The following is a 21,526-nucleotide window of genomic DNA, read 5'->3' as shown; positions in this document are numbered from 1 at the left end:
CCGAGCCTGTCGCTACTGTGGTGGGCATGCGTGATCGCCGGGTGCTCGCCGTGGTCGGCGTCGGGACCGCCGCGCTGACCGCTCTGCTGACCGGGTGCGCCCCGTGGCTGGCTGCCAATCCCCAGTTCGCCAGCGACTCGGCGCACAACCCCAGCGGCCCGCCCACCAGCGCGAAACCCGCCGGCGGGCCGCCGGACATCGCCGCCCCCAAGAACGACCTGGCGTGGAAGGACTGCACGTCGAAGGTCTTCGGCGATGCCGGCACACCCGCCGCGCCCGGCGTGATCCTGGAATGCGCGAACTACGACGCCGACCTCGATCCGATCGCCGGGGCCGCCGGCACGATCAGCATCGGAGTGGTGCGCGCCCGCTCGGTGCAGACCCCGCCGGACGCCGGACCGCTGGTGTTCACCACCGGAACCGACGTCCCCTCGTCGCTGCAACTGCCGGTGTGGCTGACCCGGTCCGGTGCCGACGTCCTCAAGACCAATCCGATCGTGTCGGTGGACCGCCGCGGCATCGGCATGTCCAGCTCGGTGGACTGCCGCGACGCGTTCGACCGCCAGGAGATGCGCGACCAGGCCCAGTTCGAATCCGGTGACGACCCGGTGGCCAACCTCGGCGCCATCACCATGACCGCGACCACCGGCTGCACCGACACGATCGCCCCCGGCGACTCCGCCTATGACAACGCCCGCGCCGCCGAGGATCTCGAACGGCTGCGCAGCACCTGGGACGTCCCGTCGCTGGCTCTGCTCGGTGTGGGCAACGGCGCGCAGATCGCGCTGGCCTACGCCGGCTCGCATCCGGACAAGGTGGCCCGTCTGGTGCTCGACTCGCCCATCCCGGCCGGCATCAGCGCCGAAGCCGAAGCCGAGGATCAGGTGAAAAGCCAGCAGGGCGCCCTCGACGCCTTCGCGGCGCAGTGCGTGGCCGTCAACTGCGCACTCGGCCCCGACCCGAAGGGCGCCGTCGACTCGCTGTTGTCGGCCGCCCGGGCCGGCCGCGGACCCGGCGGGGTGTCGGTGGCGGTGCTCGCCAACGCGATCGTCACCGCATTGGGCTACCCCAGCGGGGACCGCATCGGCAGCACGGTCAGTCTGGCCAACGTGTTGGCCGCGGCCCGGGGCGGCGACACCAACCCGCTGAACAGCCTGATCAACCAGGCCGAGGCGATGCGCGACAGTGACGGCCAGTTCATCAACTCCTGCAGCGACGCGCTGAACCGCCCGACCCCGGACCGGGTGCGGGAGCTCGTCGTCGCCTGGGGCAAGCTCTACCCCCAGTTCGGTACCGTCGGCGCCCTCGACCTGGTCAAGTGCCTGAACTGGCCCAGCGGCGCCGCACCCAAGGAACCGAAGAACCTCAAGGTGAACGTGCTGCTGATGGGTGTGCAGAACGACCCGATCGCCGGCGGCCAAGGGGTGCCCGCCTCAGCGGCCACCATCATCAACGCCGGCGCCGCCAGCAAGCGGGTGATGTGGCAGGGCATCGGCCACGGCGCCAGCGTCTACTCGGACTGCGCGCTGCCGCCGATGATCAGCTACCTCGGCAGCGGCAGCCTGCCACCCACCGACACCTACTGCCCCGCCTGATCGGTGCGGGCATAAGTCCGGTGTACGGTGCGGACGTGGCGGTAGCTGATTCTGTGCGTTCTCAACTGCGCAACGCTTTTGCTCCTCGCTCCGGGCCGGCCAGTACGGCCTCGGTGCTGCGGTCGGCCCTATGGCCCATCGCGATCATGTCGATCATCCATCGCAGCTACGTGCTGTCGTCCAACGGCTACATCACCGACGACTTCGGCCCGGTATACCGCGCGGTGTCGAACTTCCGGCGCGGCCTGGAGATCTACAACGAGCACTTCGACCACGTCGACCCGCACTACCTGTACCCGCCGGGCGGCACGCTGCTGATGGCCCCGTTCGGGTACCTGCCGGTGTTCGCCTCGCACAACTGGTTCGTGTTCTTCAACACCCTTGCGATGATCATCGCGGCCTGCCTGCTGGTGAGGCTGTTCAACTTCTCGCTGACCTCGGTGGCGCTGCCCGCGCTGCTGCTGGCCATGTTCTGCACGGAGTCGGTGACCAACACGCTGGTGTTCACCAACATCAACGGCTGCATCCTGCTCGCCGAGGTGTTGTTCTTCCGCTGGCTGCTCGACGGCAAGGTCAACCATCAGTGGCTGGCAGGTGCGGCGATCGGGCTGTCGCTGGTGGTCAAGCCGCTGCTCGGGGTCCTGCTGCTGCTGCCGTTGCTCAACCGGCAGTGGCGGGTGCTGGTGGCCGCGTTCGTCGTACCGCTGGTGTTCAACGTCGCAGCCTGGCCGCTGGTGGCCGACCCGATGAACTTCGTGCGGCGCACCCTGCCCTACATCTTCTCCACCCGGGACTACTTCAACTCCTCGGTGCTGGGCAACGGCGTCTACTACGGCTTGCCGACGTGGCTGATCCTCACCCTGCGGGTGCTGTTCCTGGCGCTGGCGGTCGCGAGCCTGTGGCTGCTCTACCGCTACTACCACCAGCGCGACCCGCTGTTCTGGATGCTGACGTCCTCGGGCGTGCTGCTGATCGCGTCGTGGCTGGTGCTGTCGCTGGCCCAGGGCTACTACTCGATGATGCTGTTCCCGTTCCTGATGACGGTGGTGCTGCCCAACTCGGTGCTGCGCAACTGGCCGGCCTGGCTGGCCACCTACGGGTTCTTGACGATGGACCGCTATCTCATGTGGCGTTGGCCGACGACGGGCCGGTTCCTGGAGTACATGAAGATCACCTACGGCTGGTCACTGATGCTGATCGTGGTGTTCTGCGTGCTGTACTTCCGGTACTCCGACGCCAAGGCCGAAGGCCGTCTCGACGACGGCATCGACCCGCGCTGGCTGCGACCGGAGACCGCACCCGCACCCGCGCGGTAACGTGAACTCATGAGTTCGATTCCCCCTCCGAAGCTCGAACTGACCGACGACGAGTGGCGCAAGCGGCTGAACCCCTCGGAGTACCAGGTGCTCCGCCAGGCCGGCACCGAGCGTCCGTTCACCGGCGAATACACCGACGCCAAGACCGAGGGCATCTACCAGTGCCGGGCCTGTGGTGCTGAATTGTTCCGCAGCACCGAGAAATTCGAGTCGCACTGCGGGTGGCCGTCGTTTTTCGACCCGTCGCACTCCGACGCGGTGATCCTGCGCCCGGACGACGCACTGGGCATGCATCGGGTGGAGGTGTTGTGCGCGAACTGCCACAGTCACCTCGGCCATGTGTTCAGCGGCGAGGGCTATCCGACTCCGACCGATCAGCGCTACTGCATCAACTCGATTTCGTTGACACTGGTGCCCACGGAGGGCTAGCGAACATCGCGAGCAGAACGTCACGCTCCACCGGCGCACTGAAGTAATAGCCCTGGCCTACATCACAACCCAACTCGCGCAGCCGGGACAACGTGCGGAAATCTTCGATGCCCTCGGCGACGGTGCTCAGGCCAAGCTCGTGCGCCAAGTCGATGACAGCGCGGACCACGGCGGCAGCGCGCGGGTCAGCTATGACCGGTGCCACAAATCGGCGATCCAATTTCACGTGATCGAGCGGTAGGTCACGCAGATACGACAGCGCCGAGTAGCCGCTGCCGAAGTCATCGACCGCGATCCGCACCCCGGTGTCCCGGAGCACGCGCAGCACCCAGGTGGTCCGCTCGAGCCCTTCCAGGAACAGGTCCTCGGTGATCTCCACAATCAACGAGCTGGCACTGAGGCCACGCGCGGCCAGCGCGCGTTCGACCGTCGCCGCGAGCTTCGGAGTGGCCAGTGACGGCGCGGCGACGTTCACCGCTACCGGAACGTCGAAGCCGAGTTGATGCCAGATCAGCGCGTCGTCGAGAGCGCGGTTGATTACCTGGTCGGTGACCGTCGCCATCAGACCGTGCCGCCGCACCAAGGGTAGGAACTCATCAGGTCCCAGCATCCCGCGCGAGGGGTGCGGCCAGCGGATCAATGCCTCCACCCCGACGATCTCCAGTGAGCGCAAATCGAGTTGCGGCTGATAGTGCAGTGTGAGCTGATCGTCATCGATGGCCTGCCGAAGCTCCCCGAGCAGCCGGACAGCCGAGTTATGTCCGCCACCGGCCGGCGGCGAACTCTGGACGCCGCCTACGAAGAACTCGGCCATCATCTCGGGAGCGAACGCGTGGACGCCGGGAATCCTCGACGCTTTCGCCGCCGCCAGTGCGATATCGGACCGTTGCAACAGCTCGGCGGTTGTGATGTCACCGTCGTCGGGATCTGCGATGGCCAGCCCCGTGCTGGCCCGGATAATCAGCTCCTGGCCGTTAATCGGGAACGGCTGGTCAAGGGCCTCGGCTATCTGCTGGGCAACCACCTGCGAGTGGTCGTCCCTTCCCTCGATGAGTGCTGCGAATTCGTCACCGCCCACCCGCGCCACCGTGTAGCCGGAGTGCACAGCGGCCAGGATCCGTTCGCCAACAAGCCGGAGCAATTGGTCGCCGATGTGATAGCCGAACGTGTCGTTCACCATCTTGAAGTCGTCGATGTCAAGGCTCAGGACCGCGACTGCGCCCCCGTCGCGTTCACGCATCTGCATCGCATGACTCACCCGGTCGTGGAAGACCGCTCGATTGGCCAAGCCGGTCAGGGGGTCACGGAGGGCCTGGTTCGTGACGGCCGCGAACAGCCTGCCGTTCTCGCCGACGACGATGAGCTGCCGAGCCAGGAAGGCGACGGTCAACAGCGCACCGGCGACTGCGGCCGGGGTGGACAACATTTGCTTGGGCTCCCGGGCGAAGGTCGCCACGATCGCCGCAGCGACCGGCACGAACGGCAACAGCACTGACGCCGGCGACGGCGGCTGCACCACCGCGGTATGCCGGTACGCGCATGTCCGGCCGGCGATGGCGACCGCGACGAACAGCAGCAATCCGGCGAGCCATCCGGCGGCGACCACTCGATGACCGGAGTACTGCTGTGCCGAGATGTAGTACACAGCAAGGTTGTTGGTGAGAGCGAAGCAGAGTCCGGTTACGGCGATCAGCCCGGTCATCAAACGTTGACCGGCCGGCGCCCGCATGAATACCAGCAGCGCGGCGGTTACCCACACCGTGTCGACCATCGGGTAGGCGATCGACGTGGCCAGCAGAGCCCGATCGGCGGGACGGCTCTGATAGACCTGCTCCAGCGCCCCAATCCAGACCACGATGATGAACGAACCGGTGACGACGAGACCGTCGAGCAACAGGCGCAGACGCGACACCCGGGTCAACCCCAACGGGAGCAACAGCACCAGGGCAGTTCCGGTGAGTGGGAGGCACAGCCGAAGCAGGTCTGCCCAAAAAGGAAACTCTCGCTCGCGGCCCAAGATAGCGTCCCAGGCCCTCATTCCCACGGCCAGCGCGTACACGGCGAGAGCCACGGCCAGAGCCAGCCACGCGACACGAGCCTGCCCACGCGCCATAAGCCCCGTACGCGTTGTCACCACGGACGCCAGCACTGCGGCCAGCGTCAGGACGATCTTGAAGGCGGCAACCGTCGAGTAACTAGGCGTATGACTCAGGGCGACCACCGCGATCACCAGCGATCCGATCGCTGCGAAGATACCGCTGCGCACGGTTCTGGACGGGGCGAAGTACTGCTGCATCAGACCACTGCCCCCCTGCCAAAAGTCAGGATAGCCTAATACATTCGTCGCGCCCGCCCACTGATACCAGCCGGCTGCCCCGAACCGCCGCCGCCGGCTCAGCGCTACTGCATCAACTCGATTTCGTTGAAGCTGGTGCCTGACGCCTGAGCATCTCCAGCAGCTGTACTGAGGTCACCGGCGGGCTGAAGAAGAAGCCCTGCCCGATATCGCACCCGAACTCGCGCAACTGATCCGCGGTCGCGGCGTCCTCGATCCCTTCCCCCACTGTGGTCAGGCCGAGCACATGGGCGAGGTCGATCGCCGCGCGCACCACCGCGGCGCCGCGCGGGTCGGTCAGGATCGGCGCGACGAAATGCCGGTCGAGTTTGACTTCGTCGATCGGCAGGTCCCGCAGATAGGACAGTGCCGAGTAGCCGGTGCCGAAGTCGTCGATGGCGATGCGAATACCGCTGTGCCGCAATTCGTTCAACACCGCACGCGTGCGTTCGATGTTGTCCAGGAACATGTCCTCGGTGATCTCGACGGTGAGCGCGGCGGGATCGAGCCCGCGACGGGTCAGGGCATCGGTGATCTTGGCCGGGATGCCGAGGTTGGCCAGCGACGGGGCGAACAGGTTGACCGCCACCGGCATGTCGAAGGACGCGGCATGCCACACCAGCGCGTCGTCGAGCGCACGGTTGAGCACCCGTTCGGTCACCGCGGCCATCAGGCCGTGCCGGCGGACCAGCGGCAGGAACTCCTCCGGGGTGAGGACCTCGCGGTCGGGACGCGGCCAGCGCAGCAACGCCTCCACCCCGACGATCCGGTTGGTTCGCAGGTCCAGTTTCGGTTGGTAGACCAGCATCAGTTCGGAGTCGGCGATGGCCTGACGGAGATCACCGAGTAGCTGAATCGCCGCCACCCCGCCGGTGTTGGCCGATAGCGGTCCCCCGCCGAGAATTTCGCGCTCGGCCGCGCTGACCACACCCATTTCCGGGTGATAGGTCTCCACGCCGCGGGTCCTGGCCCGCTTGGCGCAGTACATCGCCGTGTCGGCGCGACTGAGCAGTTCGTCGGCCGACAGTCCCGGCTCGTCGGGTTCGGCGATCGCCAGACCGACGCTGGGACGCATCAGCAGTTCCTGGCCGTCGATGACGAACGGCCGCTCGAAGGACTCCACCACCCGGTGGGCAACGAGGTGCGCTGCGTCCGTGCTGCCCTCCACCACCACTGAGAACTCGTCGCCGCCGAGCCGGGCCACCGTGTCGCCGGCGCGCACCGAGTTCAGCAACCGGTTGGCCACCCCCGTCAGCAACTTGTCGCCCACCGGATGGCCGAGGCTGTCGTTGACGAGCTTGAAGTCGTTGAGGTCCACCGCGACGACGCCGACCGCGATGCCGTCGCGTTCACGCAATGCCATGGCGTGGTCGAGACGTTCGTTGAACAGTGCCCGGTTGGGCAGGCCGGTAAGCGGATCGCGCAGCGCCTGCTGCGTGACAGCGACCACCAGCCGCCGGTTCTCGTTGACCGCCAGGAACTGCCGGACCAGCACGGCGATCACCAACAGGCCCGCCACGATCAAGACCGGTTGGGTTCGCAGCACCGGAACCGGTTGCGCGGCGGCGATGATCCCGGCCAGCAGCAGCGGGGTGAACGGCAACCAGATCGACGCCCAGCCGGGCATTTCCGGTGCGTCGGATTGGTCGTTGGTGGTCCGTCGGCTCGCCGCGGCGGCGACCGCGATGAGCAGCAGGCCCGCCACCCAGCCGATGTCGATCACATCGCCGCTGGCGTACTGGCTCTTGGCCGCCAGAAACGTGAACATGCTGTCCGACAGCGCAATACAGGCCAATCCAACGGTCAGCAGAGTGAGCGTGAGCCGGTGCTCGACTCCCGAGCGCACCAACACCACCGCAGCCACTGTCAGCACGACAACATCGGAGATCGGGTAGGCCAGCGAGACGGCGAACGCGAGCAGATCGGTTGCCCTGGCAGAGTAGAGCGGGCCGAGGATCGTCACCCAGCTGACCAGAAACAGCGACCCCGCCACGATCAGACCGTCGAAGAACACCCTGCCGCGGAACGGCCCCGCGTGCTCACTGGGGAACAGCAGCAGAGCTGCGCAGGCTCCGACCGGGAACATCAGGTAGGCGGCGTCGGCCACCGACGGGAACGGCACCACATCGAGGATGAGTTCGTAGTACGTCCAGATCGCCTCACCGATCCCCCACGCCACCAATGCTGCGGTCATCGCGATCCAGGCCAGGCGTAGCCGCCCACGCGCCGACCGCGCGGCGATGGCCGAAAAGAGCCCGGCAGGCACCGTGAGGACGAGTAGGACGAGGTCGTCGATAGCCCACAGCGCCGGCCCGTGGGATACACCGCTGACGATCCAGGCGACGAACGCGACGAAGATTGCACCGGCGATGGCAGCCACTACGTGCGCAGCCTTGGACACTGCACCGCCCCCTCCCCTGGGCGCCGCCGCGGATTCTCTGACGGCGGAGTAAGTCTAACCGAGCACACCCCTGCCGATATGCGTGTCGCGGTTCTCGGATGTGCCGTCGGCCAACAGCGGCAGCAACTCTGCCGACGGCAGCGGCAGGCTCAGGAAGTGGCCCTGAGCGAGCCGGCAACCGTGTTGGCGAAGCCACGTCACCGTTGCGGCGTCTTCGACCCCCTCGGCGACGGCGGACAGGCCTAGCCCGTCCGCAAGGCAGATCAGGGCACGGACCACGGTCGCGGCGCGCGGATCACCGACGACCGGTGAGATGAAGTGCCGGTTCAGCTTCACCTCGTCGATCGGCAACTCCCGCAGGAACGGCAGTACCGAGTTGCCGCTGCCGAGGTTGTCGATGGCTATGCGAATTCCGCTGCGCCGCAGGTCCTCCAGCACCGTACGAGTGCGCTCGAGGTTGTCGAGGAACACCTCCTCGGTAATCTCGACGGTCAGCGCTGCGGGCCGCAGGCCCCTTTCAGCGAGCGCGGCAGTGAGTTTGGCGGGAATCCCGCGGTTGGCCATCGATGCCGCGAAGAGGTTGACCGCGACGGGCACCTCGAAGGACGCCTCGTGCCAGCTGACCATGTCGTCGAGAGCGCGATTGAGCACGAATTCGGTTACCGGGCCGGTCAATCCGTGCCGATGCACCAGCGGCAGGAAATCCTTCGGCGTGACCACCTGGCCGTCAGGGCGGTGCCAGCGCAACAACGCCTCGACACCGACGATCCGCTCGGTGAACAGGTCGAACTTGGGCTGGTAGACCAGATTCAGTTCGCCGTTGGCGATGGCGTTGCGGAAGTCGCCGAGCAGAGCGATGGCCGCTACCCCACCGGCCTCCGCCCCGCTGGAGGCCGGAGCGAACATCTCCCCGTCGCCGGCGTCGGTCGCCAGGTGCATCTGCGAGTCATACGTCACCACACCGCGATTGCCCGACCGCTTGGCTGCATACATGGCGGTATCCGCGCGCTCCATCAGTTCACCGGCGCCCAGAGCGGGCTCGCCGGTATCGGCGAGCGCCAGCCCGATACTCGGCCGCATCGGCAGTTCGTGACCGGCGAACATGAAGGACTGATCGAACGCCTGCACCACCCGATCGGCGACCAGATGCGGCGCGTCGGCACTGCCGGACACCAGGAGGCAGAACTCGTCTCCGCCGGGCCGGGCGACGGTGTCGACCGACCGCACCGCGTTGCGCAGACGGTTGGCGACATCGATGAGCAGTTCGTCGCCGACAGAGTGGCCGAGGTTGTCGTTGACCAGCTTGAAGTCGTTGAGGTCCAACGAGATCACGCCGACCGTGCTGCCGTCGCGCCCACGCAACGCCATGGCGTGGTCTAGCCGCTCGTTGAACAGGGCACGGTTGGCCAGCCCGGTCAGTGGATCGCGCAGTGCCTGCTCGGCCACCGCGGTCACCAGCATCCGGTTTTCGCTCACCGCGAGGAACTGACGAATCAGTACCGCGACCACCAGCAGACCGGCGACGATCAGGACGAGACGATTCCGGAACAGATCCGGCGGGTTGGCGGCCGCGACGATGCCGGCCAACAGTAGCGGCACGTACGGCAACCAGATCGACGCCCAGCTCGGCAGCTCCAGCGCCTCGGAGCGCTCCCGCGTCCTCTGCCTGGTTGCCGCAGCCGCGACAGCGATGAAGATCAACCCCGCCACCCAACCGATGTCGATGGTCCGACCGCTGTTGTACTGTCCCTTGGCCGCGAGGTAGGCAAACGCACTGTCCGAGAGGGCAATACAGGCCACGCCCACCGTCGCCAGGGTCAGCGGAGCGCGGTCACGCACCCCCGATCGGACCAGCACGACCGTGGCCATCGTCAGCACCACCACATCGGAGAGCGGGTAGGCGATCGCGACCGCGAATCCGAGCCGGCTGATGGCGCCGGCGCTGGTGTAGAGCGGACCGAGCACCGTGACCCAGCCGACCAGGAACAGCGATGCCGCCACGATCAGGCCGTCCAACAGCACCCGGCCGCGAAGGGGTCCGGTGTTCCCGCCCGGCAACACCAGCAGCGCCACACACGCGGCGACGGGGAAGCCTAGGTAGGCAACGTCGGCCGGCGACGGGAACGGACTCCGCTTGGCGATCAGTTCGTAGTAGCTCCACAGCGCCTCGCCGACTCCCCAGCTGATCACTCCCACAGTGATGGCGGCCCAGGCCAGCCGAACGCGACCGTGCTCGGCGCGTGCGGCAAGAACGCTGAACACGATCGCGGGCAGGGTGAAGACCAGCAGCGCGATGTCGGATACCGCGGCCAGCGCTGTACCGCGCGACAGCCCGCCCACGATCCAGATGGTGAATGCGACGAAGACGACTCCGGAAGCGACGGCCACCTGCGCGGCCTTGGGCACGGCACCCTCCTGGCGGGACAGAGCGGACCTCATTGACGTCGATGAATCGTTGGCGGAGTGGCGTCGACTAGCGGGACCGCATGGTCTCCACCACGGCATCGCGATAGCCGCCTACGCGATCGGCCGGGCACCGCCTGAACAGGGTGACGAGGTCCGCGGAGGCGACGGGCGGGCTCAGGAAGAAACCCTGCCCGACAGTGCAGCCGTGCTCCTTGAGCCACTTGGCGGTCTGCGCGTTCTCGATGCCTTCGGCGACGGTCGACAGGCCAAGCTCGGCGGCCAGGTCGATGACGGCCCGAACCACGGCCGCCGCGCGTGGGTCGTCGAGCATCGGTGCGATGAAATGCCGGTCGAGTTTGACCTCGTCCACGGTGAGCTCGCGCATATAGGACAGCGCCGAGTAGCCGCTGCCGAAATCGTCGATGGCGATCCTGACCCCTCGCTCACGCAGGCGGGCCAGCACCAACTTCGTTCGTTCCATGTTGTCCAGGAACAGGTCCTCGGTGATCTCCACCGTCAGGATCGACGGCTCCAGACCCCGGTTGCCCAGCGCGAGGCTGATCGTGTCGGGCAGTCGCAGGTCGGCCATCGAGGGCGCGAAAAGGTTGATCGCGATCGGGATGGGCACGCCGGCGGCGCGCCATTCCAAGACGTCGTCGAGTGCCTTGCTGACCACGAAATCGTTGACCCGGCCCATGAGTCCGTACCGACGTACCAGCGGAAGGAATTGGTCCGGCGCGAGCACGCCGCGGCGGGGATGCGGCCAGCGAACCAGAGCCTCGGCGCCGACGATCGACCCGGTGTGCAGGTCGAACTTCGGTTGGTAGACCAGTGTCAGCTCGCAGTGATCGATCGCTTGGCGCAGTTCGCCGAGCAGCCGCACGGCTGCAGCGCCGTGCCCGCGCGATTCCGACGACGGCTTGTCGAACAAGTCGCTGTCCGGCGATTCGGCCAGCAGCATCTCGGAGTTGAATGTGTGCACACCACCGGTGCGTGACCGCTTGGCGGCGTACATCGCAATGTCTGCGCGTTTGAGCAGCTCTATCGCCGTCACGTCCGCGTCGTCGGCTTCAGCGACGGCCAAGCCCACGCTGGGCCGCACCAGCAGCTCCTGGCCGACGATGTGGAACGGTCGGTCGAATGCCTCCACCACCCGGTGGGCGATCAGCTGCGTATGGTCGTCACGGCCCTCGAGGAGCACCGCGAATTCGTCACCGCCGAGGCGTGCCACGGTGTCGCCGTCGCGCACGCACCCCAGGATGCGCTCGGCGACCAGATTGAGCAGTTCGTCGCCCACCGGATGGCCCAGAGTGTCGTTGACCACCTTGAAGTCGTCGAGGTCCATGGCCAGTACACCGACGGTCAAGCCGGCGCGCTGGCGCATCTGCATGGCGTGATTGAGATGGTCGTTGAACACGATCCGGTTGCCCACACCGGTCAGCGGATCGCGCAACGCCTGCTCGGCAACCTCCACCAACAGCCTGCGGTTTTCGCTCATCGTCAACAACTGACGAGCCAGGAACGCCACCACGAGCACCGCGCTGGGCACCAGTACCGGCAATTCCCGGACCAGATGCGGCGGCTCGAGCAGTGCGACCACGCTGGCACCCGCCACCGGAATGAACGGCAGCCACACCGAGGCCACCGAAGATGGTTGGGCCACAACAGTATCCAGCACAGTGAAATCGCGTCCCGCGATCGCTGCCGCGGTCATCAGCAACAGCCCGGCCAGCCAACCGTAATCCATCGAATCCACGCCGATATGACGTTGTGTCGCAGCCAGATACACGAACACTGCGTCGGGGACCGCGATACAGGTCATCGCCAGTGTCAACAGCATCAGCGTGCGCCGCTGGCCGGGCAGCGCCCGCGCCAGTACCAGAATCGCGATCGTCAGGACGGTTGCGTCGAGCACCGGATAGCTCAGCGACACCGCGATTTTGAACCGGCTCGGGATGTCGACCCGCATGATCTCGTCGAGGATGACGACCCACACCACGATGGTGAACGACGCCGCGACGACGAGTCCGTCGAGCATCAAACGGGTGCGTGAGGTGCGGGTCAGCCCCGCGGCCAGCAGTACCAGGGCAACCCCGGTCGCGATCGGCAGAACGAGGTAGGCGGCGTCGGCCACCGAAGGAAACGGTGCGATGGCGCCGCTGACCTCGTAGTAGCGCCAAATTGCGGCACCGAGAGTGAATCCGGCCAGTCCGACGGTCATCGACACCCAGGCGGCCCGAACCCGGCCTCGGGTCACCCGGGCGGTCATGGCCGAGGTGAACGCCGCGACGGCCGCCACCACAACCAGCGCGGTGTCCGAGTCGACGACGAGCGCCAGGATTCCGGCATCCGGCTGTAACGCCGCGAGCCACCCGAAGTACACCGCGCCGATCAGCGCGACAAGAGCCGCGCTACCGGCCACCCTCGGCGCCGCCTTCGGATGTCCCACCCGGCCCCCGATCGTCGTGGCAACTCCGCGGCGAAAATTGACCGCAACGAAAATGTTAACGACATGGGGCGGCCCATGAGCGAATTCAGGGCAGCTTCGACACCAAATCCTCCACGCCGACGCGCGGTCCAGTGAAGAACGGTATCTCCTCGCGGACGTGCCGGCGGGCCTCGGTGGCCCGCAGATCACGCATCAGATCGACGATGCGGTGCAACTCCATGGCCTCGAAAGCCAGGATCCATTCGTAGTCGCCCAACGCGAAGGCGGGCACGGTGTTGGCGCGCACATCCTTGTACCCGCGGGCGGCCATCCCGTGGTCGGCGAGCATCTTCCGCCGCTCCTCGTCGGGCAGCAGGTACCAGTCCAGCGAACGGACGAACGGGTACACGCACACATAGTTGCCGGGTTCCTCGCCGGCCAGAAACGCCGGAACGTGGCTCTTGTTGAATTCCGCGGGGCGGTGCAGCGCGACGCTGCTCCACACCGGCTTGCTCACGCGGCCCAGGGTGGTGGTGCGACGAAAGTCACTGTAGGTCGACTGCAGCGATTCGATCCGCTCGGCGTGCGTCCAGAACATGAAGTCGGCGTCGGCGCGCATACCGGCGACGTCGTAGATGCCGCGGAACACCACCCCGTTGTCCTCCTGCTGCTTGAGGAAGGTGGCGGTCTCGTCGGCGACCGCGGCGCGGGCGTCTTCGTCGTAGCCCAGCGCCCCCTGCTCCACGGCGAACGCCGAGAACATGACGTATCGGATGGTGGCGTTGAGCTCGTCGTAGTCCAGTCGTGCCATGGCACCCATCGTGCCACGCGGGCCTCGCGTTATTTGCGCGTGGTGGCGGCCACCACAGCCGCTGCCGCGCTCCCGGCCACCGCCAGGCAGGCAGGCACGCCGATGCCGTCGAGGTAGTTGCCCGCGATGGCCAGCGTCGCGGGCAGGTCGGCCCGCAACTGTGCGGCCAGCGCGGCGTGACCGGGGCCGTACTGCGGCATTGCATCGAGCCAGCGGTGCACGAGGATGTCGACCGGGTCGACGTTGATGCCGAACACCGTCAACAGGTCGGCCACCGCCCAGGCCGCAAGGTCGGTGTCCGAGGTCGACCGCGCGATGTCGTCGCCGAAGCGGCCGAACGACATGCGCAGCAGCTCGCAGTTGCCGCGGCTGCCCCATTTGCGGCTCGACAGCGTTATCGCCTTGCCGTGCAAGCGTTCTCCACTGGCCACCAGTACACCGGACTGCGGCGGAAACGGCGTGCCGCCGGGTGCGGCCATCGCCAGCACCGCGGCCGAGGCCACCGGAATCCCGGCCGCCACCGCGGCCGCGCGGGGCGCGATCTCGCCGATGAGTGCGGGCAACCGGGGCACAGGCACGGCGAGGATCACCGCGTCGGCGTACCGGTGGGTGCCCTCGTCGTCGCGTACCGACCAGCCCGCGCCGTCGGCGGTGATCTGGTTGACGGCAGCCTGCACCCACTGCAGCCCGCTGCGCTGGATCAGCGCATCCAGCAGCACCTGGTAACCACCCTCGATGGCGCCGAATACCGGGCCGCGGCTGCCACCGGGCAGTGCGCGCCTGGCCGCCTCGGTGAGACTGGTCGCGCCCGCGTCCAGCGCTGCTGCGATGGTGGGCGCCGCCGCGCGGATGCCGATGGTCGCCGCGGAACCGGCGTAGACCCCGGACAGCATCGGGTCGACGGAACGGGCCACGACCTGTTCGCCGAACCGGTCGGCCACCACCGCGCCGACGGCGGGGTCGGCGCCGGCCTGCCACTGCAGTCGGCGGTGCGGTTCGGCGGCCATCTGCGCGATCGTCGCGTCGTCGACCAACCCGGTCACCGACGCCGCCGACGTCGGGACGCCGTTGACGGTGTCAGGCGGCAGCGGATGGATTCGGCCCTGGCTGAAGATCGTCGGGCGGACCCCGGTGGTGCTGATCTGGCGGTCCGCCAAGCCCAGTTCGGCCAGCAGCGCCGGCACTTCGGGGCGGCGCGCCACGAACGCCTCGGCGCCGATGTCCACCGGCTGACCGCCCAGCGATTCGGTGCGCAGGATGCCGCCGAGGCGGTCGGCCGGGTCGAACAGGGTGATGGTGGCGTCCCCGCCGACCGCGGCACGAATGCGGTAGGCGGCCACCAACCCCGAGATGCCGCCCCCCACAATGCAATAGGAGGTTTTCACGGTCACAGCGAGTGCACCAAGGCCACCAAGTCGGTCAACAGCTCGGGATCGGTCGGGGGCAGCACGCCGTGGCCGAGGTTGAAGACATGACCTGCGGCGCCGGCGTCGATGGCCAGCCGCCCGTCGTCGACGACGGCGCGGGCCGCCTTCTCCACCACCGGCCAGCCGGCCAGCAGCGTCACAGGGTCGAGGTTGCCCTGCAGCGCCAGCCCGGGCCCGACGCGGGTCGCGGCATCGGCCAGCGAGGTGCGCCAGTCCACGCCCACGACCGCCGGGGCGCCGTGACCGGCGACCGCCTCGGCCATCGCGCCGAGCAGTTCCGCGGTGCCCACCCCGAAGTGGGTCATCGGCACGCCGTAGCCGGCCAGCGCGGTGAACACCCGGGTGCTGTGCGGCAGCACGTGGGTGCGGTAGTCGGCCAGCGACAGCGTGCCCGCCCAGGAATCGAAGACCTGGATGGCGTCGACGCCGGCGTCGAGCTGCACCTTCAGGAACGCGATCGTCAGGTCGGTGAGCACCCCCATGAGGGCATGCCAGGTGGCCGGCTCGGCCAGCATCATCGCCTTGGTCTTCTCGTGCAGCTTGCTGGGGCCGCCCTCGATCAGGTAGGACGCCAGCGTGAACGGGGCGCCCGCGAACCCGATCAGCGGCACCTCGCCGAGCGCGTCCACCAACAGACCCACCGCCTCGGCGACCGCGCTGACCCGCTGCAGTTCAAGACTTTTCATCGCGTCGACGTCAGCCTTGGCGCGGATCGGGTGGGCAATCACCGGACCGACGTCGGGAACGATGTCGAGGTCGATACCCGCCCCCCGCAGCGGGACGACGATGTCGGAGAACAGGATCGCCGCGTCGACACTGTGCCTGCGCACCGGCTGCAGGGTGATCTCGCAGATCAACTCGGGGTCGAAACAGGCCTGCATCATCGTGTTCTTGGCTCGCAGCGCCCGGTACTCCGGCAGCGAGCGGCCGGCCTGGCGCATGAACCACACCGGGACACGGCTGGGTTTGCGGCCCGTAGCGGCGGCCAGGAAGGGGGCCTCGGGCAGTGCGCGACGCGTACTCATCGCGTCCATGCTGCCACGGTGCGCAAAGCCGGGAATCCGGCGATGGCGCGAATTCGGCGCGCCTGCCCCCCTGACCTCGCCGATGCGGCTAGCGTCAATCGACGTGACCACTGCGGAACCGGTGCAATTCCGCGAGGCGGTGGCGGCTATGAGCGCCGCGAAGGTGCGGCCCGAGATCGAGTTGGGCCCAATCCGTCCACCCCAACGCCTCGCGCCGTACAGCTATGCCATCGGCGCCGAGGTCAAGCAGCCGGAGACCGAGGTCATCCCGGAACGCTCCGAGGGTGACGCCTTCGGCAGACTGATCCTGCTGCACGATCCCGACGGCTCGGAAGCCTGGGACGGCACCATGCGCCTGGTCGCCTACATCCAGGCCGACCTGGACTCCAGCGAAGCCGTCGACCCGCTGCTGCCCGAGGTGGCCTGGAGCTGGCTGGTGGATGCGCTGGAGTCCCGCTCCGAACACGTCACCGCGCTGGGCGGAACCGTCACGGCCACCACCTCGGTGCGCTACGGCGACATCTCCGGTCCGCCGCGCGCCCATCAGCTGGAGCTGCGCGCCTCGTGGACGGCGACGACGATGTCGCTGGGCACCCACGTGCAGGCATTCTGCGAAGTTCTCGAGCACGCTGCCGGCCTGCCGCCGGTGGGAGTGACCGACCTGAATTCCCGCACCCGCGCCTGAGATGGTCGAAGACGACGACGGCGCCGGGGCGCCCGAAACCCCCGACGAAGAAGCAGTTGAGGCGACCCCGCTACTCGAACCCGCCGAGGGCGTGCCGCCGCTGTCGGTCAGCGTCACCGACATCGCCGAGGCGGCCGAGAAGCTGGCATCCGGGCACGGACCGTTCGCGATCGACGCCGAACGCGCCTCCGGCTTCCGCTACTCCAACCGGGCTTACCTGATCCAGATTCGGCGCAACGGGGCCGGCACCGTCCTCATCGACCCGGTCAACCACGGCAGCAGCCCGATCGACGTCCTCAAACCCGTCGCCGATGTGCTGTCCGAGGACGAGTGGATCCTGCATGCGGCCGATCAAGATCTGCCGTGCCTGGCCGAAGTGGGCCTTCGCCCGCCGGCGCTCTACGACACCGAACTGGCCGGCCGGCTGGCGGGCTTCGACCGGGTCAACCTCGCGGCGATGGTCCAGCGCCTGCTCGGGCTTGGCCTGGCCAAGGGCCACGGCGCGGCCGACTGGTCCAAACGCCCGCTGCCGGATGCCTGGCTCAACTACGCCGCGCTGGACGTCGAGGTGTTGATCACGCTGCGCGAGGAGATCGCGGCCATTTTGGCCGAGCAGAACAAAAGCGATTGGGCGGCAGAGGAATTCGAGTACCTGCGCAGCACCAATACGTCAGCGGCACAGATCACCCGGCGGGACCGCTGGCGGCGGACGTCGGGCATTCACAAAGTGCGTAGCCGGCACGGGTTGGCCGCCGTGCGCGAACTGTGGACGGTGCGCGATCAGATCGCCCGCAGCCGAGATATCGCACCCGGGCGGATCCTGCCGGATTCGGCGATCATCGCCGCGGCGCAGGCCGACCCCAAGACGGCCGAGGACCTCACCAAGCTGCCGATCTTCGGCGGCAGTAAGCAGCGCCGCGGTGCCCATGTATGGCTCGGCGCGCTCGAGACCGCCCGTGCCAACCCCGAGCCGACCGATTCCGCTGAGGCGCAGAACGGTCCGCCGCCTGCGGTGCGCTGGGCCAAACGCAAACCGGAGGCTGCCGCACGCCTGGACGCCGCACGCGCCGCGCTGACCGAGCTGTCGGCGCGGGTGGGGGTACCCACCGAGAATCTGGTGTCGCCGGAATTGGTCCGCCGGTTGTGCTGGGACTGGCAGGCAGATGTCGCCGACCGGGCCGGTGCCATCGACGAGTTCCTGCGCGAGGCCGGCGCACGGTACTGGCAGCGCCAGCTGGCGGTGCCGGTGCTCGCCACTGCGCTCACCCCGGTCAGCCCCGCCTAGCCGTCGCAGGCCCGAGGCTGCACCGTGCGAGGGTCTCCGAACAGACTTAGTCGACCTGCTCGCTGACACTCTCGTCGAGCGCGCCCAGTGCGGCCACCCAGCCGGTCACCTGGCGGGCCACGTTCTGCTCGGTCAACCCCACCTGCTCGAGCACCTCACCGCGCGCGGCATGCTCCAGGAACTGCTGGGGCACACCGACATCGCGGCACGGCACGTCGATTTCCGCGGCGCGCAACGCCGCCGAGATAGCCGAGCCGACACCGCCGCGCACACCGTTGTCCTCGAGGGTGACGACGAGCTTGTGCGACGTGGCCAGCGGCGCAATGGCTTCGGGTACGGGAATGACCCACCGCGGGTCGACGACCGTCACACCGATCCCCTGGTTACGCAGGCGCTGGGCGACCTTGAGTGCCATCGAGGCGAACGAGCCCACCGCAATCAGCAGCACGTCGTTGCCGAGGCCGTCGGACGGCGAGGCCAGGATGTCCACCCCGGCACGCCGCTCGATGGCCGGAATGTCTTCTCCCACAGGTCCTTTAGGGAACCGTAGCGCCGTCGGGCCGTCATTGATCTCGAGCGCTTCGCCGAGCTCCTCCCGCAGCCGCGCCCCGTCGCGCGGGGCGGCGACCCGGATACCGGGCACGATGTTGAGCATCGACATGTCCCAGATGCCGTTGTGACTGGCGCCGTCGTTGCCGGTAACACCGGCCCGGTCGAGCACAATCGTCACCGGCAGCCTGTGCAGCGCGACGTCCATCATGATCTGGTCGAAGGCCCGGTTGAGGAAGGTCGAGTAGATCGCCACCACCGGATGCAGTCCACCCATCGCCAAGCCGGCCGCCGAGGTCATGGCGTGCTGCTCGGCGATGCCGACATCGAAGAGCCGGTCCGGGAATCGCTCGCCGAAGGCCGACAGACCGGTCGGGCCGGGCATGGCCGCAGTGATCGCGACGATGTCGCGGCGCTTGGCGGCGTAGGTGATGAGCGCGTCGGAGAACACCGCGGTCCATCCCGGCGCCGAGGCCTGGGTGGCCCGCCCGGTCACCGGGTCGATGACACCGGTGGAGTGCATCTGCTCGGCCTCGTCGTTCTCGGCGGGTGCGTAGCCCATGCCCTTGCGGGTGACGACGTGGACGATCACCGGGGCGTTGAAGCCGCGGGCGTGCCGCAGGGCGTTCTCCACCGCGTGCTCGTCGTGACCGTCGATCGGGCCGACGTACTTCAATCCCAGGTCGGTGAACATCGCCTGCGGCGACAGCGCATCCTTGAGCCCGGCCTTGACGCTGTGCAGGGCCTGGTAGAACGCCTCGCCCACCAACGGCATGCCGCGAACCGCCGTCCGGCCCCGCTCGAGGACACGCTCGTAGCCGGGCTGCAGCCGAAGACCGGCCAGGTGGTTGGCCAGGCCGCCGATGGTCGGGGCATAGCTGCGGCCGTTGTCGTTGACGACGATGACCACCGGGCGACGCGAGGCGGCGATGTTGTTCAGCGCCTCCCAGCACATACCGCCGGTCAGTGCGCCGTCGCCGACGACCGCAACCACATGGCGGTTGCGGTGACCGGCGAGCTCGAAGGCCTTGGACAGGCCGTCGGCATAGGACAGCGCCGAAGACGCATGGCTCGATTCGACCCAGTCGTGCTCGCTCTCGGTCCGCGACGGATAGCCGGACAGGCCGTCCTTCTTGCGCAGCGAGTCGAAGTCGGCGCTGCGGCCGGTGAGCATCTTGTGCACATAAGCCTGATGGCCGGTGTCGAAGAGAATCGGATCGTGCGGCGAGTCGAAGACGCGGTGCAACGCCAGCGTCAGCTCGACCACGCCGAGATTGGGCCCCAGGTGCCCACCCGTCGCAGCGACCTTATGGATCAGGAACTGGCGAATCTCTGCGGCCAGCTCGCTGAGCTCGTCTTGCGACAGGTGTTGCAGATCAGCAGGGCCGCGGACCTGTTCCAACATCAGGCCAGTCTACGCACGCCCTCGGCGATCAGTCCTGCTGAGACTTGTAGATGTCGGGCATTCCGTCGTGGTCTGCGTCACGTGTTTCCAGCAGCCACACCGACCGGTAGTGGCGGTTGCGCAGGCGCAGCACGATGGCCGCGAGCAACGCGGCCAGCAAACTGCCACTGAGCACAGCGACCTTGACTATGTCGTCGCGTGCGGACCCCGATTCGTACGCCAAATCCCCGATCAGCAGGGATACCGTGAACCCGATACCGGCCAGCAGCGACATCCCGAAGACGTCGATCCAGCGCAGTGCCGAGTCCAGGCTGGCGCGGGTCGCGGCGGCCAGAATCCAGGTGGTGCCGAACACCCCCACCGTCTTGCCCAGCACCAGCCCGAAAACGATCCCCAACGCAATGGGATGTCGCAGCGCTGTCATCAATCCGTCATAGCCACCGAAGGTCACGCCGGCGGCGAAAAACGCGAACACGGGGACCGCGAAACCGGCCGACACCGGCCGCATCACGTGCTCGAAATGCTCGGCCAGCCCGGGCCCGGTGTCACCGTGGTCGCGCTCGTTGCGCAGCACCGGGACGGTGAAGCCCAGCAGCACTCCGGCCACCGTGGCGTGCACCCCGGACTCGTGGACGAACGCCCAGGTGAGTGCGGCCAGTGGCAGCAGCAGCCACCAGGACCGGATGCGCCGCTGCACCAGGAACGCGAACAGTGCCAGCGGAATCAACGCGGCCAGCAGCGCGACGAACTTGATCTTCTCGGTGTAGAACACCGCGATCACGGTGATCGCCAGCAGATCGTCGACCACCGCCAGGGTCAGCAGGAACGTCCGCAGCGCCGAGGGCAGGTGGGTGGAGATGACGGCGAGCACCGCTACAGCGAAGGCGATGTCGGTGGCGGTCGGGATGGCCCATCCCCGCATGGCACCGTCACCGGCGTTGGCGGTGAAGGCCACGAAGATGGCCGCCGGAACCACCATGCCGCCGACGGCCGCGGCGATGGGCAGCGCCGCACGGCTCGCGTCGCGCAGGTCGCCGGCGACGAACTCGCGCTTGAGTTCGAGCCCGACGACGAAGAAGAAGATGGCCAGCAGACCGTCGGCAGCCCAACCCCCCAGACTCAGATCAAGGTGCAGGCCGAGCCGGTCGGTGCCGACGTGGAAGGCCGTCAGGTTGTGATACGACGCCGACCACTTCGAGTTGGCCCAGATGAGCGCCGTCGCAGCGGCGACGAGCAGCAGCGCGCCGCCGACGGTCTCCTTGCGCAGGATGGTGGTGACGCGGGCCGTCTCCGACCAGGAGCCACGGGAGAACAGCGCGCGCTGCAACAAGGGCTTTCGCTCGGCCACGATTCACCTCGTCGTCGACGGGACAGGGTTCGCTGCCGACCAGACTTCCCGGCACACCATTCGGGCGGTGAGTCTACCGAG

Annotated in this window: 14 protein-coding genes; 5 read left to right on the top strand and 9 right to left on the bottom strand. The window is 67.8% G+C overall.

Annotated elements, in window-relative coordinates:
• Nucleotides 1-26 precede the first annotated feature (26 nt).
• The 3 genes from OG976_RS23990 to msrB are packed head-to-tail and all read left to right on the top strand — an operon-like array spanning nucleotide 27 to nucleotide 3,340.
• Entirely contained in the window at nucleotides 27-1,595 is a 1,569-nt protein-coding gene (locus OG976_RS23990; RefSeq protein WP_328354635.1) for an alpha/beta fold hydrolase, read from the top strand.
• A 20-nt stretch (nucleotides 1,596-1,615) separates the two neighbouring features.
• The gene (aftC, locus tag OG976_RS23985) at nucleotides 1,616-2,911 is read left to right on the top strand and encodes an arabinofuranan 3-O-arabinosyltransferase (RefSeq protein WP_328354632.1); all 1,296 of its coding nucleotides are present in this window, start codon (nucleotides 1,616-1,618) and stop codon (nucleotides 2,909-2,911) included.
• 18 nt (nucleotides 2,912-2,929) lie between these two features.
• Complete coding sequence (msrB, locus tag OG976_RS23980) at nucleotides 2,930-3,340, top strand: peptide-methionine (R)-S-oxide reductase MsrB (RefSeq protein ID WP_328363959.1); 411 nt, start codon at nucleotides 2,930-2,932, stop codon at nucleotides 3,338-3,340.
• Here the strand turns inward: msrB and OG976_RS23975 are convergent.
• The 7 genes from OG976_RS23975 to hemE form a co-directional block, all read right to left on the bottom strand.
• Nucleotides 3,300-5,636, bottom strand: coding sequence for a putative bifunctional diguanylate cyclase/phosphodiesterase (locus OG976_RS23975; RefSeq protein ID WP_328354629.1), 2,337 nt, complete (start codon nucleotides 5,634-5,636; stop codon nucleotides 3,300-3,302). The genes msrB and OG976_RS23975 overlap by 41 nt on opposite strands.
• A 112-nt stretch (nucleotides 5,637-5,748) precedes the next feature.
• A complete protein-coding gene (locus OG976_RS23970; protein WP_328354626.1) occupies nucleotides 5,749-8,076 on the bottom strand; it encodes a putative bifunctional diguanylate cyclase/phosphodiesterase in 2,328 nt (775 codons plus the stop codon).
• Between the two features lie 54 nt (nucleotides 8,077-8,130).
• A complete protein-coding gene (locus OG976_RS23965; protein ID WP_328354623.1) occupies nucleotides 8,131-10,515 on the bottom strand; it encodes a putative bifunctional diguanylate cyclase/phosphodiesterase in 2,385 nt (794 codons plus the stop codon).
• 34 nt (nucleotides 10,516-10,549) lie between these two features.
• Nucleotides 10,550-12,931, bottom strand: a complete 2,382-nt coding sequence (locus OG976_RS23960) for a putative bifunctional diguanylate cyclase/phosphodiesterase (RefSeq protein ID WP_328354620.1) — start codon at nucleotides 12,929-12,931, stop codon at nucleotides 10,550-10,552.
• An 85-nt stretch (nucleotides 12,932-13,016) separates the two neighbouring features.
• Nucleotides 13,017-13,721 (bottom strand): hydrogen peroxide-dependent heme synthase, encoded by a 705-nt coding sequence (hemQ, locus tag OG976_RS23955; protein ID WP_328354617.1) that lies wholly within the window; start codon nucleotides 13,719-13,721, stop codon nucleotides 13,017-13,019.
• 29 nt (nucleotides 13,722-13,750) lie between these two features.
• Nucleotides 13,751-15,106 (bottom strand): protoporphyrinogen oxidase, encoded by a 1,356-nt coding sequence (locus OG976_RS23950; RefSeq protein WP_328363956.1) that lies wholly within the window; start codon nucleotides 15,104-15,106, stop codon nucleotides 13,751-13,753.
• Between the two features lie 2 nt (nucleotides 15,107-15,108).
• The gene (gene hemE, locus OG976_RS23945) at nucleotides 15,109-16,173 is read right to left on the bottom strand and encodes a uroporphyrinogen decarboxylase (protein ID WP_328354614.1); all 1,065 of its coding nucleotides are present in this window, start codon (nucleotides 16,171-16,173) and stop codon (nucleotides 15,109-15,111) included.
• A 148-nt stretch (nucleotides 16,174-16,321) separates the two neighbouring features.
• Here hemE and OG976_RS23940 point away from each other — a divergent pair, with 148 nt between their 5' ends.
• Nucleotides 16,322-16,858, top strand: a complete 537-nt coding sequence (locus OG976_RS23940; RefSeq protein WP_328363954.1) for a DUF3000 domain-containing protein — start codon at nucleotides 16,322-16,324, stop codon at nucleotides 16,856-16,858.
• Nucleotide 16,859: 1 nt separating this feature from the next.
• Nucleotides 16,860-18,143 (top strand): ribonuclease D, encoded by a 1,284-nt coding sequence (locus OG976_RS23935; RefSeq protein ID WP_328354611.1) that lies wholly within the window; start codon nucleotides 16,860-16,862, stop codon nucleotides 18,141-18,143.
• Between the two features lie 46 nt (nucleotides 18,144-18,189).
• On the opposite strand, the gene dxs is transcribed toward OG976_RS23935, so the two are convergent.
• The gene (gene dxs / locus OG976_RS23930) at nucleotides 18,190-20,097 is read right to left on the bottom strand and encodes a 1-deoxy-D-xylulose-5-phosphate synthase (protein ID WP_328354608.1); all 1,908 of its coding nucleotides are present in this window, start codon (nucleotides 20,095-20,097) and stop codon (nucleotides 18,190-18,192) included.
• A 28-nt stretch (nucleotides 20,098-20,125) separates the two neighbouring features.
• On the bottom strand, nucleotides 20,126-21,445 hold the full coding sequence (nhaA, locus tag OG976_RS23925; protein WP_328354605.1) for a Na+/H+ antiporter NhaA: 1,320 nt from the start codon (nucleotides 21,443-21,445) through the stop codon (nucleotides 20,126-20,128).
• Between the last annotated feature and the right edge of the window lie 81 nt (nucleotides 21,446-21,526).

It is taken from the genome of Mycobacterium sp. NBC_00419 (genome assembly GCF_036023875.1).
GTDB lineage: Bacteria > Actinomycetota > Actinomycetes > Mycobacteriales > Mycobacteriaceae > Mycobacterium.
This window is presented reverse-complemented; position numbering and strand designations above follow the sequence as displayed.

Bases quoted from the DNA above. Each gene is read 5' to 3' on its own strand.
- OG976_RS23990 (WP_328354635.1), top strand. From the start codon at position 27: ATGCGTGATCGCCGGGTGCTCGCCGTGGTCGGCGTCGGGACCGCCGCG.
- OG976_RS23975 (WP_328354629.1), bottom strand. From the start codon at position 5,636: ATGCAGCAGTACTTCGCCCCGTCCAGAACCGTGCGCAGCGGTATCTTC.
- OG976_RS23965 (WP_328354623.1), bottom strand. From the start codon at position 10,515: ATGAGGTCCGCTCTGTCCCGCCAGGAGGGTGCCGTGCCCAAGGCCGCG.
- hemQ (WP_328354617.1), bottom strand. From the start codon at position 13,721: ATGGCACGACTGGACTACGACGAGCTCAACGCCACCATCCGATACGTC.
- hemE (WP_328354614.1), bottom strand. From the start codon at position 16,173: ATGAGTACGCGTCGCGCACTGCCCGAGGCCCCCTTCCTGGCCGCCGCT.
- OG976_RS23940 (WP_328363954.1), top strand. From the start codon at position 16,322: ATGAGCGCCGCGAAGGTGCGGCCCGAGATCGAGTTGGGCCCAATCCGT.
- OG976_RS23935 (WP_328354611.1), top strand. From the start codon at position 16,860: ATGGTCGAAGACGACGACGGCGCCGGGGCGCCCGAAACCCCCGACGAA.
- dxs (WP_328354608.1), bottom strand. From the start codon at position 20,097: ATGTTGGAACAGGTCCGCGGCCCTGCTGATCTGCAACACCTGTCGCAA.